Consider the following 13,627-nt stretch of genomic DNA (forward strand, 5'->3'; position numbering starts at 1 on the left):
CTTCAGCTGAGTTCATTCTGATAATGATGGCGACTGGTCAGATACAAGCCGCGGCGCAGTTCGACCGGCTTGTCACCATAGGTAAACGACACGCGCTCGGAACTGAGCAAGGGCGTGCCGAGGTCAATATTTAACAATTGCGCGGCGCCCGCGTCGGCACACACGGCGCGGATCTGCTCGGACGCACGGATCATGCGCGTGCCAAATTCCGTTTCGAACAGGCCGTACATGGGGCCTTTGTACTCCACCAGGCGCTCGGCCGTCAGACCCTTGAAGATCAGGCCGGGCAGCCACAGCTCCTCGACGATGGTCGGCACGCCGTCGAAATACTGCACGCGCTTGATGAAGATGACGGCATCGCCGGACTTCAGATCCATCAGGCGCGCCACGTCGGCCGGCGCGCGCACGCGCTTGACTTCGATAAATTTACTTTCGGGATAATGCGGCACGCCTTCGTCCGGCACCAGGCGCAGGAAGCGGAAATGCGCGCGCGCCTCATGGTGCGTGGAAACGAAGGTGCCCTTGCCCTGGCGGCGCATGACGAGGTTCTCGGCGGCCAGCTCATCGATGGCCTTGCGCACCGTGCCCTGGCTGACCTTGAAGCGCCCTGCCAGCTCGACTTCGCTGGGAATGAGCTCGCCCGGCTTCCACTCGCCCGATTGCAGGCTCTGCGTAATGAGCGCCTTGATCTGCTGATACAGGGGACTGAAGGTGGGTGAAGCGCTGGCGACGGGCATCGCCGTAGTGGTATTGCTGCTGGCCACCGCGCTGACGGGCGTGCTGGCGGCTGCGGCGACGGGCGTGGCCGCAGTGCCCGCGGTCGGACTGACCGCCCCGCTTGCAGCAGTGGCATTGTTGGTCAGATTGGACGAGGCGGGATTCATAGTCCGACATTTCAACACAAATCACTGCCCGCGTCCAGTAAAACACTCGCAGTTATCTGTCTTATATAAGACATAAGATATGATTGACAGATACAGATCGGAGGCCTAAACTGCCCTCGATAAAACTTCTGAGCCAGCGTTTTATGTTGTCGGCCAGCCACTCTGGCCTCGTGCAGCACGAGCGTGACGGCAGCGTACACCAGCAATTCGGTGGCGCGTGCCGGTTTTGGTATCATTATAGTTTTTCCGGATAAGCGTAAGTCCAGCTTCAAGCCCGTTTTCTTTCCCACTTTGGAGATTCATCATGGCTAAAACCCCAATGCGTGTTGCAGTGACCGGCGCCGCCGGCCAGATCGGCTACGCCCTGTTGTTCCGCATCGCCAATGGCGACATGCTCGGCAAAGACCAGCCTGTCATCTTGCAACTGCTTGAAATCCCGGACGAAAAAGCCCAGAAGGCGCTCAAGGGCGTGATGATGGAAATCGACGACTGCGCCTTCCCGCTGCTGACGGAAATGACCGCCCACTCCGATCCACTGACCGCATTCAAGGATGCCGACGTGGCCGTACTGGTTGGCGCGCGTCCACGCGGCCCAGGCATGGAACGCAAGGACCTGCTGGAAGCGAACGCGCAGATCTTCACGGTACAAGGCAAGGCGCTCGACGCCGTCGCTTCGCGCAATGTCAAAGTCCTGGTGGTCGGCAACCCTGCCAATACCAACGCTTACATCGCCATGAAATCGGCACCGTCGCTGCCAGCGAAAAACTTCACCGCCATGCTGCGCCTGGACCACAACCGCGCGCTGTCGCAAGTTGCTGCCAAGACCGGCACCGCCGTCAAGGATATCGAGAAGCTGACCGTCTGGGGCAACCACTCGCCAACCATGTACGCCGACTACCGTTTCGCCACCGTCAACGGCAAGGCCGTCAAGGACCTGATCAACGACCAGGAATGGAATGCCAACACCTTCCTGCCTACCGTCGGCAAGCGCGGCGCGGCCATCATCGAAGCGCGCGGCCTGTCGTCGGCAGCGTCGGCAGCGAACGCAGCCATCGACCACATCCACGACTGGATGCTGGGCACGGCTGGCAAATGGACCACCATGGGCGTACCTTCCGATGGCTCGTATGGCATCCCTGAAGGCACCGTGTTCGGCTTCCCGGTCACCACCGACAACGGTGAGTACACCATCGTTCAAGGTCTGGAAATCGATGCATTCTCGCAAGAGCGCATCAACCTGACCCTGAAAGAACTGACCGAAGAGCGCGAAGGCGTGAAACACCTGCTGGCATAAATCCAGTATTGGCGGCGCGGCCTGAGCGCCGCCCGCCAAGAAGGCCGCCCCGCGAGATTCGCGGCGCGGCTGTTTTATCAAGTAGTTTTTACCTGCAGAAATGCCTTAAGCATGCACCCTTCCGAGGTTTTATTCCAAGGCAAACGCCAGCCGCTGTTGCTCGCCGCTTGCGACCACTACGCCGGCTCTGAAAAGCTGATGCGTAAATCGATTGCTTTGCAACAAGAGCTTGGGCCCCTGTTCGACATCACGTTCGACTGCGAAGACGGCGCCAGCGCCGGCAATGAAGAGTCGCACGCCCACATGATCGCCGGCCTGCTGGCCAGCGACGAGAACCAGTTCAACCGCATCGGCGTGCGCGTACACGACGTCGACAGCCCGTTTTTCGCGCGCGACGTGGAAATCATCTGCACCGCCGCGGCCCGCCTGGCCTACATCGCCGTGCCCAAGGTGGGCGGCGTGCAAGATGCCATGCTGGCCATCGACCTGATCAACCTGCACGCGCGCCGCGCCGGCCGCGACAACCTGCCCGTGCATATACTGATCGAGACGCACGGCGCACTGCGTGACGCCTACGCCATCGCCGCCCTGCCCCAGGTCGAATGCCTGTCCTTCGGCATCATGGATTTCGTTTCAGCCCATTACGGCGCCATTCCCGCCGCCGCCATGCGCACGCCGGGCCAGTTTACGCACCCGCTGGTGGTGCGCGCCAAGCTCGAAGTGGCGGCCGCCTGCCACGCGCACGGCAAGGTGCCGTCGCATAACGTGACGACGGACGTGCGCGATTCGGCCGTGGTGGCGAATGACGCCCAGCGCGCAACGGCCGAGTTCGGCTACACGCGCATGTGGAGCATCCACCCGGACCAGATCAAGCCCATCATCAAGGCCTTTACGCCGCGCCTGTCCGAAGTCAACGAGGCCAGCAACATCCTCAATGAAGCGCTGCGCGCCAACTGGGGGCCGATTGCGCAAAATGGCCGCTTGCATGACCGCGCCAGCTACCGATATTATTGGACCGTTTTACAACGCGCCAAACTGGCGGGCCTGGGCCTGCCCGAGGCGGCCGCTGCATTACTCAACGCCCCCTCTTCCAGCACCACTGAAAACTGACAGGAATTACACGATGTCCCTCTCCAAATTAGCCATTGCCTGCAGCGTCGCGCTGGGCGCCATGACCCTCACGCTGGCGCCAGCCAGCTTCGCCGCCACGGCAGAGGCAAATCCGAAGGCAGTCAAGGCCAAGCCAAAGGCCAAGACCACCAAGGCAAAAGCTGCCGTCAAGGAAGCCCATCCGCTCGCCATGTCGGTCGCCGACAAGGAAGAAGCCGATGAACCGAACACCGCAGGCTCGGCCTCCACCGATTTCAATTGTGAACTTGGTAATAAAATTACCATCTACACCAATGCTACTGACGACAAACACATCGCCCTGCGCTGGAAGAAGCGCCTGCATCGCCTGAGCCGCGTTGGCACCACCACCGGCGCCAACCGCTTCGAAAACCGCTTGTACGGCCTGGTCTGGATCGGCATCCCGGCCAAAGGCATGCTGCTCGATTCCAAGCAGGGCCGCCAGCTGGCCAATGAATGCAAGGATGCGGAGCAAGCCAAGCCGGCGGCAGTGCTGGAAGCGGCGCCTTCGCTGGGCGTCTTGCCAGTCACTGGCGGCTGATGTGCGTAGCAAGGGCCTCTTCGGGGGCTCAGTCATGTTTTGTAATTTGAATCATCAATAAATAGACGATACCCAACAAGGAGAGGTCATGTCCCGCAACACTCTGAACACGCTCAAGGACTTTAATATTTCGGATAGCAAGAAGGGTAAGCTGTATTCCCTGCCGGCACTGGAAAAAAGCCTGGGCATCAATGTCTCCCGCCTGCCAGTGTCGATTCGCATCGTGCTCGAATCGGTATTGCGCAACTGCGACGGCAAAAAAGTCACCGAAGAACACGTCAAGCAATTGGCGAGCTGGGGCCCGACCGCCGAGCGCACCGACGAGATCCCGTTCGTAGTGGCCCGCGTCGTGCTGCAAGACTTCACCGGCGTTCCCCTGCTGGCCGACCTGGCAGCGATGCGCAACGTGGCCGCCAAGATGGGTATCAACGCCAAGAAGATCGAACCGCTGGTACCGGTCGACCTGGTGGTCGACCACTCGGTGACCATCGATCACTACCGCGAAAAGAAAGCGCTGGACCTGAACATGAAACTGGAATTCTCGCGTAACAACGAGCGTTACCAGTTCATGAAATGGGGCATGCAGGCATTCGACACCTTCGGCGTCGTGCCACCAGGCTTCGGCATCGTCCACCAGGTCAACCTGGAATACCTGGCACGCGGCGTGCACCACGCAGGCAAGAAAGCCGGCGACGTGTACTACCCTGACACCCTGGTCGGCACCGACTCGCACACCACCATGATCAACGGCATCGGCGTGGTCGGCTGGGGCGTGGGCGGCATCGAGGCGGAAGCGGGCATGCTGGGCCAACCGGTCTACTTCCTGACGCCTGACGTCATCGGCGTGAACCTGACCGGCGCGCTGCGCGAAGGCTGCACCGCCACCGATCTGGTACTGACCATCACCGAATTGCTGCGCAAAGAGAAAGTCGTCGGCAAGTTCGTCGAATTCTTCGGCGAAGGCACCGAATCGCTGACCCTGACGGACCGCGCGACGATCGCCAACATGGCACCGGAATACGGCGCGACCATGGGCTTCTTCCCGGTCGACGACGCGACCATCGATTACTTCAAGGGCACCGGCCGCAGCAAGGCTGAAATCGCCGCGTTCGAAAGCTACTTCAAGGCGCAAAACCTGTACGGCATTCCAAAAGCGGGCGACATCGACTACACCCGCGTGGTGGAACTGAACCTGGCCACGGTCGCACCGTCGCTGGCCGGCCCGAAACGCCCGCAAGACCGTATCGAAATCGGCAACGTCAAGGCGAACTTCGCCGAACTGTTCGCCAAGCCAACCACGGAAAACGGCTTCAACAAGAATCCGGCCGACCTGAACGCCGTGTACGAAACGACGAATGGCGTGAAAGTGTCGAACGGCGACGTGCTGATCGCCGCGATCACCTCGTGCACCAACACCTCGAACCCGAGCGTGATGCTGGCTGCCGGCCTGCTGGCCAAGAAAGCCGTCGAAGCCGGCCTGAAAGTCGCGCCACACATCAAGACTTCGCTGGCTCCCGGCTCGCGCGTCGTCACCGAGTACCTGACGGCTGCCGGCCTGCTGCCGTACCTGGAAAAACTGGGCTTCGGCGTGACCGCCTACGGCTGCACCACCTGTATCGGCAATGCCGGCGACCTGACGCCTGAGCTGAACGCCGCCATTGCCACGCACGACATCGTCGCGTCGGCCGTGCTGTCGGGCAACCGCAACTTCGAAGCGCGTATTCACCCGAACATCCGCTCGAACTTCCTGGCCTCGCCACCGCTGGTCGTCGCCTACGCCATCGCCGGCAACATGACGCGCGACCTGATGACCGAACCTGTCGGCAAGGGCAAGGGCGGCAAGGACGTCTACCTGGGCGACATCTGGCCGACCTCGGCTGAAGTGTCGGCCATGATGAAGTTCGCCATGAACGCCAAGGTGTTCAAGGACAACTACGCAGACGTCAAGGGCGCGCCAGGCAAGCTGTGGGAAAAAGTCACCACCGTCTCCGGCCAAGTCTACAACTGGCCGAAATCGACCTACATCGCGGAACCACCGTTCTTCGACAACTTCTCGATGACGCCAGCGGCAGTGGCCACCGGCATCGAAGGCGCGCGCGCACTGGGCGTGTTCGGCGATTCCATCACCACCGACCACATCTCGCCAGCCGGCTCGATCCAGGAAAACGGTCCTGCAGGCAAATGGCTGAAGGAAAACGGCGTCCTGAAAGCGGATTTCAACTCCTACGGCTCGCGTCGCGGTAACCATGAAATCATGATGCGCGGCACGTTCGCCAACGTGCGTATCAAAAACCGCATGATCCCTGCCAAGGCAGACGGTTCGGCGGTCGAAGGCGGCATCACGATCCACCAGCCTTCCGGCGAAGAAATGTCGATCTACGACGCAGCGATGAAATATGTTGCTGAAGGTACGCCAACCATGGTCTTCGGCGGCGAAGAGTACGGTACGGGCTCGTCGCGCGACTGGGCAGCCAAAGGTACGCAACTGCTGGGCGTGAAAGCCGTGATCACCCGTTCGTTCGAGCGTATTCACCGCTCGAACCTGGTGGGCATGGGCGTGCTGCCGCTGCAATTCATCGGCGACGACAGCGTGCAAACCCTGGGCATCACCGGCAATGAAACCTTCGACCTGAAAGGCCTCGAAGGCGAAATCAAGCCACAGCAACTGGCTACCCTGGTGATCCACCGCGCCGACGGCACCAGCGTCGACGTGAAAGTGCTGCTGCGCATCGATACGCCGATCGAAGTCGATTACTACAAGCATGGCGGTATCCTGCCATTCGTATTGCGTCAACTGCTGGCCGAGTAATCAGCCCAGCCGTGAGGCAAGATAAAGCGCCGGTTCCGACCGGCGCTTTTTTTTCGTCCTGCTGCCCCGTTTTTACTTGAATTTTCGACTATTGGCATGATCTAAGAACAGCTTACGTATTGCGTGCGGCCGAATCCTCTACAATACGGTTATAAGGGTTTATCATTGTTTGACTGATCCATTTTTTTCACTTTCCGAGACTCTTATCCCGCTATGCGTCGTCCTTCCAAAGATTCATCCCATAAACTGACTGCCGACAGCCAGCGCCTGGTCACCTTTGCCCAGGCGATCGTACAGGCAGCCAGCCGTCTCGAAGAGCGGTCCTGGGAACACAGCCTGGATACGCAGCTCCAGAAATTACTCAAAACCGGCCACCAGGACACCATCGACAACACCCTGGGCAGCCTGTTCAAGGAAGACTTGAACGCCTACGACGTGCTGATGGACTGCGTTGAAGCCGTCAGCGAATCGACCCTCATCACGCACGAAGACGTGCGCTACGACGCTCTGCTGGTGGCCGTACCCATCCTCGCGTGGACGCGCTTTTCCATCGCTTCCGGCCCGATGGCCGGCGATGCGCACGGCGTATTGTCCGCGCATTTCGCCGCCCACCTGCTGGCCGATGGCACGAAGATGGCCATGGCGCCGACCCTGTACTCGATCGACCAGCTGCCGCGCAGCCACGTCGAGACCTATGTCAAGACGCAGAAGCTGGCACTGGCCGCGCTGAAAGGCACGGCCGTCAAGCCCTCAAGCAAAGAGGCGGAAACGGCGCCCTTCCTGGCCGACACGCGCTACCTGCTGGTGGCCGTGGTGGCCCCAAGCGGCGCACCATTGTTCCGCTGGCAGACGCCGGCCAGCCAGCTCGACTTCATCGCCGAGCGCAGTGCCGCCCTGGAACAATGGCGCGAGCAGGCGACGCCGACCATCGCCCGCCTGCTGCCCGGCTGCGGCCTGGAACTGCTGCTGCCGGAAGCGTACTACGTGGCCTGCCGCGAAGCGGACAAGCTGATACGCCCCGTCTCCGTGCGCGCCGCCGTGCACTACCTGACGCACACGCTGGCCATCGAGCCGTCGGAACTGCGCGCCGTCATCGCCGGCTTCGGCGAAGAAGCTGCCGATAGCCAGGTGGACGAGTACCGCATCGCCTTCACCCTACGCCAGGCGCCGGACGTCATCTACGGCATCGTCTGGCCACTGTATGGCCAGGAAGACGAGGATGGCACGCCGATCGAAGGCCTGATCCAGGTCGGCATCGCCGCGCTGGACAAGCAAAAGACGCCCGTCGATGAAATCATCGAGCACCTGAACGCCGCCGGCGTGACGCAGATCAAGCGCCACGCGGAACGTTTTGTCGGCGAATACTGCGACGATTGCGGCGCGCCTTTGTTTGCCGACCCCGTCGGTGAGCTGGCGCATGCGGAAATGCCGGAAGATACGCCGCAGGGTACCGAGCATTTCCATTGATCTGATGACACACTCTTCAAACCTACTGCGCAGCCCGCTCTCGGGTCGGCGTTACTCGCTGTACCTTTAGTACAGCTGCGTTACTCAACCCGATATCGGGCTTGCTCGCTACGGTTTGAAGAGGTGTCGATGCAATAGGTGGGTTGAAAGGCAGGCCGTAGGTCGGATTAGCCGGAACGGCGTAATCCGACAACAGCGTTGGCGCACAAAAAAGGCGGAACCCCGGTTCCGCCTTTTTTGCATTTCACGCTACGCTTAACGCACTATCACCACTGCGAGAACGGGTGGCGGATCAGATTCGCGTTGTAGTAGCGCGCATCGCCCGACACTTCCACTCCGATCCACTCGGGTTTCTCGAAGGGCTGGTCTTCCGAGGCCAGTTCGATCTCGGCCACCACCAGGCCGGCATTGGCGCCGAGGAACTCGTCGACTTCCCACACCATGCCCGCATGCTCGATGCGGTGGCGGACTTTTTCGATCAGCGGCTGTTCGCACAGGCCGTCGAGCAATTCGGCGGCGTCGGCCAGCGGAATCGGATACTCCCACTCGCCGCGCGTCGCGCCCACGTTCGCGCCCTTGATGGTCAGCATCGCCTGTTCGCCTTCGATGCGCACGCGCACCACGCGCTCGCGCGCGGAAGACAGATAGCCCTGGCGCAGCAGCACCGCCTGGCCCAGGCCGCGCCAGGCATCGCCGGCAAGCAGGAATTTACGCTCGATTTCGACGCCCATGATCAACGCCGTTCAATCCAGCGACAGCAGGATAGGCTGCAGCATGGCTGCACCCAGGGCCGCGCTGCGCGCGCCGTTCCAGCCTACGCTAGGGTCCGGCAAATCGGCGTTTTCCTTGAATGGCATTTCCAGCGTCAGCGCCAGGCAGCCGAAGTGGTGGCCGATGTATTTCGACGCCAGGGTCAGCATGTCCGACTTGTACTTGCTGGCCGCGTAGCCGAACTTGTCCTGGAAGTCAGGGCTGGCCTGCTTGTAGCGCTCGATGAAGGCTTTCTGGTGCGCCGCTTGCGCCGGCGTGAAGTTTTCCAGCATTTCGTTGCCGGCCACGAAGTTGTACGGCAAGGCTTCATCGCCGTGGATGTCGAAGAACATGTCGACGCCCGTTTCGTGGATCTTGTTTTTCACGCACAGCACTTCCGGGCTGGACGCCAGCGATGGCGTCATCCATTCGCGGTTCAGGTTGGCGCCGGCCGCATTCGTGCGCAGGTTGCCGCGGATGGAACCGTCCGGATTCATGTTCGGCACGATGTGGAACACGGCGCGCTGCAACAGCTTGCGCGCGATCGGGTTGGCGTCGTCGAGCAGCGAGTCGATCAAGCCTTCGACAAACCATTCAGCCATCGATTCGCCCGGATGCTGGCGCGCGATGACCCAGATTTTCTTTTCCGCCTGCGGGTTGCCGATGGTGACCATATTCATGTCGCGGCCGTCGACCGTGCTGCCCAGGTCGGACACGCGCGCCAGCGGATGCTCGGCCACTTCACCCAGCAAGCGCAAATGGCGTTCCCACGAATACGGTTCGAAATAGGCGTAGTACACGCTGTCGAGCTCCGGCGTATGCGAAATCGTCATGACCTGGCCATCGAATGCGGTCGGCACGCGGAACCAGTTTTCGCTGTCGTAGCTGGCCACGGCCTGGTAGTCTTCATAGCCGGCCGGATACGTGGCCTGGCCCGCGTTCAGGATGCGCAGCGTACATGCCTGGTCCCGCGCGCCCTGCAGGCGGAAATGGAACCACTGATGGATGTCGGCGTGGCTATCCTTGCGCAAGTTCAGGTCGATGGCGCCGGCACTGGTGGCGCTTACCACCTCGATGGCGCCCGAGTCGAAGTTCTGGCTGATTTTAATGGTCATGTGATGATCCCGTCCAAATGTAAGAGTTCCGGCGTCGCCTCGTGGGCTGGCGCCGTCGCGCTAAAAACGCAGTGTAAGCTATCCCGCTATTTTCCGCCCTTTGGCGCCGTTCGCAAAGCCTGGGAGGGCGATTTATGCACCAATCCGGGGCATCCATGGCAAAGCGCCGGGCAAAAGGGCGAAAAATCGGTGCTCTGTCGCCTGGACCGGACAAAAAACTGAATTGTAACAATGCCAGACACATTGGCAGCCCGTCGCCATCCTATAATTCGTGCTTTCATTGAGTCGCCAGGAAAGAGTCGTGGACAAGAAGTTGACCAATATTCAGGAAAGAAAATTACGCGAAGCCCAGGCGCGGCGCGAGCACATCATCGACGTCGTGAAAGACCTCATCAAGAAGGGTGGCGCACGCGGCGTCTCCATCCGCAAGGTGGCCGAGGCGGCCGGTTTTTCCACCACCGTCGTGTACGCCCTGTTCCGCGACAAAGCCACCTTGATCGCCCAGGCCATGGACAAGGACTTGCTGGAACTGGTGCGCGCCATGCGTGCCGCCTGCGCCAACAGCATGGACCCCTGGGAACGCATCAGCCTGGTCGGCCGCGCCTACATCGATTACGGTTTCCAGCATCCCGACGAATATTCGCTGATCTTCATGGAATTGCGCCCGCATGCGGAAATCGACGCCGTCGAAGTGGAACATGGCAATATCGAGCAGGATCCTTACGCCTACGCACTGCACCTGTTCGGCGAACTGGCACAGGCGGGCCAGGTGCGCCAGGACGAGCCGGCGCTGCATACGATGACGCAAATCTTCTGGCAATCGCTGCACGGCCTCGTGTCGCTGCGCATCGTCATGGATGCGGGCGACCCATGGACACCGCACCCGGAAATGCATGCACATATCGACGACTTGCTGGCCGTCGTCACGCAAGGCATCCGCCTGCGCTTTGCGCCGGCTGCCTGACAACACCATTTGACACCGACGTAAAACAGGGCAGGCGCGGTACTGCACCGCCCTGCCCTGTCTTGAGGTCAATGAAGCTTACTGCGCTGCCAGCATGCTCTGCGTTTCCTGGTAGCGCGTATGCCACGACAGCGCCTGCTCCAAAAGGTGCGGCGTATGGCCGCCACGCTGGCAGGCCGCGTCAAAATACGCGCGCAATTGATCGCGGTAATCGGGATGCGTGCAGCGCTCGATGATCAACGGCGCCCGTTCGCGCGGCGCCAGGCCACGCAAGTCCGCATAGCCCCATTCCGTCACCAGCACGTCGACGTCATGTTCCGTATGGTCCACATGCGAGACCATCGGCACGACGCTGGAAATGCGTCCGCCCTTGGCCGCCGATTTCGACACGAACATCGATACTTGCCCGTTGCGCGCAAAGTCGCCCGAGCCGCCGATGCCGTTCATCATGTGCGTGCCGCACACGTGGGTGGAATTGACGTTGCCGTAGATATCGAACTCGAGTGCCGTGTTCAGGGCGATGATGCCGAGGCGGCGCACGATTTCCGGGTGGTTGCTGATCTCTTGCGGGCGCAGCACGATTTTTGAGCGGTAATGGTCGATATTGTCCATCAGCTTTTGATGCACGGCGGCCGACAGGGTGATCGACGAGGCCGAGGCAAACGCCAGCTGGCCCGAATCGAGCAGCTCGATGGCGCTGTCCTGCAGCACCTCCGAATACATCGTCATGTTCTGGAAGGGCGAGCCGATCAGGCCGTGCAGCACGGCATTGGCGATGGTGCCGATGCCCGCCTGCAGGGGCAGCAATTCCGGGCCCATGCGCCCGGCCGCCACTTCACCTTCGAGGAAGGCGATCACGTGGCCGGCAATCGCCTGCGTTTCCGCGTCGGGCGGCAAGGCGTTCGACGGGCTGTCGGGGCTGTCCGTGATGACGATGGCGGCGATGCGGGCCGGGTCGATGGCGATGGCCGTGCTGCCCAGGCGCTGGTCGACGCGCGTGAGGGGTATCGGTTCGCGCCCCGGCAAGGCCTGGGGCACATAGATGTCGTGCAAGCCTTCCAGCGCCAGCGGCGTGGACAGGTTGATTTCGATGATGACCTGCGTTGCCTGCTGGGCGAAGGCGGCGGAGTTGCCCACCGACATGGTCGGGATGATGGCGCCGGCGGCCGTGATGGCCGTCGCTTCGATGACGGCGATGTCGACGGCGGCCAGGTTACCCGAACGCAACTGCTCGGCTGTTTCCGACAGATGCTGGTCGATGAACATGACTTCACCGTTGTTGATCTTGCCGCGCAGCACAGGGTCGACCTGGAACGGCATGCGGCGCGCCAGCACGCCCGCTTCGGCCATCAGGCCGTCGCTGCCATTGCCCAGCGAAGCGCCCGTGATCAGGGTCAGGCTCAACGGGTCTTGCAGGGCGCGCTCGGCCAGCGCGCGCGGCAGGGCCTTCGCGTCGCCGGCACGGGTGAACCCGCTCATGCCGACACGCATGCCGTTGTGGAACAATTTGGCTGCCTCATCGGCGCTCATGATTTTGCTGAGCAAGCCTGGGTGGCGGATACGGTCCTCGTACATCGTGATGCTCCTGATATTCTTAATATTCTCAAACTGGATGGCTGTCATACACCAACCCCATAAGTGGATTCAGTATAAAATCCCGCTTACATGCATGGCATGAATTAATTTCGCCAAACCCAGTCGATATTTTCATGCTTCGCCGAGGCGAGCCCCATCTTGGATATCCGTTCCCTGCGCTATTTTGTCGAAACCGTGCGCCTGTCGAGCTTTACGCAGGCGGCAGAATCGCTGCACCTGACCCAGTCGACCATCAGCAAGATGGTGCGCCAGCTGGAAGAGGAAGTGGGCGCCCAGCTGCTGGTGCGCGACGGGCGCAAGCTGACGCTCACCGACACGGGCCGCATCGTCTACCAGCACGGCCAGGAAATGCTGGCGAACATGCGCCAGCTGACGCTGGAAGTGCGCGACACCCAGGCCTTGCAGCGCGGCAGCCTGACGGTCGGCATCCCGCCCATGATCAATGTGCTGTTCACGCCCGTCTTGAAGGCCTTTCGCGCGCGCCACCCGAACATCAGCCTGACCCTACAGGAAGACACGGGCCAGCAAATCGAGCGCAAGGTGACGGCCGGCGAGCTGGAAATCGGCATGACGGTGCTGCCGGCGGACCCGGAACTGGACCTCGTGGCCGTGGAAGTGGCCAGCTACCCGATCTGGGCCCTGGCCGAACCGGGCACGTTCCAGAAAAACCGCACGACCTTGCCCTTCAAGGCGCTGGCCGAGCTGCCGCTGGTGTTGTTAAAGGATGATTTCGCCCTCACGCGCAGCCTGCGCCAGCATTTCGCGCAGGCGGGCTTCACGCCGACCATCGCGGCGCAGAGCGGCCAGTGGGACTGGCTGGTGGCGATGGCCTCGGCCGGCCTGGGCGTGGCCCTGCTGCCCGAGCCGTTCATCCACCGCCTGGCCGGCGAACCTCTGGAGGCGGTGCGCCTCGTCGAACCGGAAGTGGCGTGGCAGGTGGCGCACGTCTGGAGCGGACGCTATCTGTCGCACGCGGCGCGCGCCTGGCTCGAGGTGTGCCAGGACGTGCTGGGCACGCAGTTCGCGCACTGACGTAAAAAAGGGTGGCCGAGGCCACCCTTTATATTCATAACGCTACC

11 protein-coding genes are annotated in these 13,627 nt (G+C 61.5%); 7 read left to right on the forward strand and 4 right to left on the reverse strand.

Annotated elements, in window-relative coordinates:
• Positions 1 to 2: 2 nt before the first annotated feature.
• On the reverse strand, positions 3 to 884 hold the full coding sequence (locus FJQ89_RS11220) for a GntR family transcriptional regulator (protein ID WP_141170227.1): 882 nt from the start codon (positions 882 to 884) through the stop codon (positions 3 to 5).
• Between the two features lie 304 nt (positions 885 to 1,188).
• Between FJQ89_RS11220 and FJQ89_RS11225 the strand changes: the two genes are divergently transcribed.
• The 5 genes from FJQ89_RS11225 to FJQ89_RS11245 all read left to right on the forward strand — a co-directional run bounded on the left by FJQ89_RS11225 (position 1,189) and on the right by FJQ89_RS11245 (position 8,123).
• Entirely contained in the window at positions 1,189 to 2,178 is a 990-nt protein-coding gene (locus FJQ89_RS11225; protein WP_099762941.1) for a malate dehydrogenase, read from the forward strand.
• Between the two features lie 111 nt (positions 2,179 to 2,289).
• Positions 2,290 to 3,288, forward strand: a complete 999-nt coding sequence (locus tag FJQ89_RS11230) for an HpcH/HpaI aldolase/citrate lyase family protein (protein WP_141170228.1) — start codon at positions 2,290 to 2,292, stop codon at positions 3,286 to 3,288.
• 13 nt (positions 3,289 to 3,301) lie between these two features.
• A complete protein-coding gene (locus tag FJQ89_RS11235; protein ID WP_141170229.1) occupies positions 3,302 to 3,847 on the forward strand; it encodes a hypothetical protein in 546 nt (181 codons plus the stop codon).
• A gap of 88 nt (positions 3,848 to 3,935) precedes the next feature.
• Positions 3,936 to 6,656, forward strand: a complete 2,721-nt coding sequence (acnA, locus tag FJQ89_RS11240; protein WP_071076249.1) for an aconitate hydratase AcnA — start codon at positions 3,936 to 3,938, stop codon at positions 6,654 to 6,656.
• Positions 6,657 to 6,869: 213 nt separating this feature from the next.
• Complete coding sequence (locus tag FJQ89_RS11245; RefSeq protein WP_141170230.1) at positions 6,870 to 8,123, forward strand: DUF2863 family protein; 1,254 nt, start codon at positions 6,870 to 6,872, stop codon at positions 8,121 to 8,123.
• Positions 8,124 to 8,389: 266 nt separating this feature from the next.
• Here FJQ89_RS11245 and FJQ89_RS11250 read toward each other — a convergent pair whose 3' ends face one another.
• Positions 8,390 to 8,854, reverse strand: coding sequence for a CYTH domain-containing protein (locus FJQ89_RS11250; RefSeq protein ID WP_141170231.1), 465 nt, complete (start codon positions 8,852 to 8,854; stop codon positions 8,390 to 8,392).
• Between the two features lie 12 nt (positions 8,855 to 8,866).
• Positions 8,867 to 9,988: a M14 family metallopeptidase gene (locus tag FJQ89_RS11255; protein ID WP_096236951.1), complete on the reverse strand. Its 1,122-nt coding sequence runs from the start codon at positions 9,986 to 9,988 to the stop codon at positions 8,867 to 8,869.
• A 301-nt stretch (positions 9,989 to 10,289) separates the two neighbouring features.
• Here FJQ89_RS11255 and FJQ89_RS11260 point away from each other — a divergent pair, with 301 nt between their 5' ends.
• A complete protein-coding gene (locus tag FJQ89_RS11260) occupies positions 10,290 to 10,952 on the forward strand; it encodes a TetR/AcrR family transcriptional regulator (RefSeq protein ID WP_141170232.1) in 663 nt (220 codons plus the stop codon).
• Positions 10,953 to 11,030: 78 nt separating this feature from the next.
• Here FJQ89_RS11260 and FJQ89_RS11265 read toward each other — a convergent pair whose 3' ends face one another.
• Positions 11,031 to 12,527 (reverse strand): acetyl-CoA hydrolase/transferase family protein, encoded by a 1,497-nt coding sequence (locus FJQ89_RS11265; RefSeq protein ID WP_141170233.1) that lies wholly within the window; start codon positions 12,525 to 12,527, stop codon positions 11,031 to 11,033.
• 159 nt (positions 12,528 to 12,686) lie between these two features.
• Between FJQ89_RS11265 and FJQ89_RS11270 the strand changes: the two genes are divergently transcribed.
• A complete protein-coding gene (locus FJQ89_RS11270; protein ID WP_141170234.1) occupies positions 12,687 to 13,580 on the forward strand; it encodes a LysR substrate-binding domain-containing protein in 894 nt (297 codons plus the stop codon).
• Positions 13,581 to 13,627 lie beyond the last annotated feature (47 nt).

Origin of the sequence: Janthinobacterium tructae (assembly GCF_006517255.1) — a bacterium.
GTDB classification, from domain to species: domain Bacteria; phylum Pseudomonadota; class Gammaproteobacteria; order Burkholderiales; family Burkholderiaceae_D; genus Janthinobacterium; species Janthinobacterium tructae.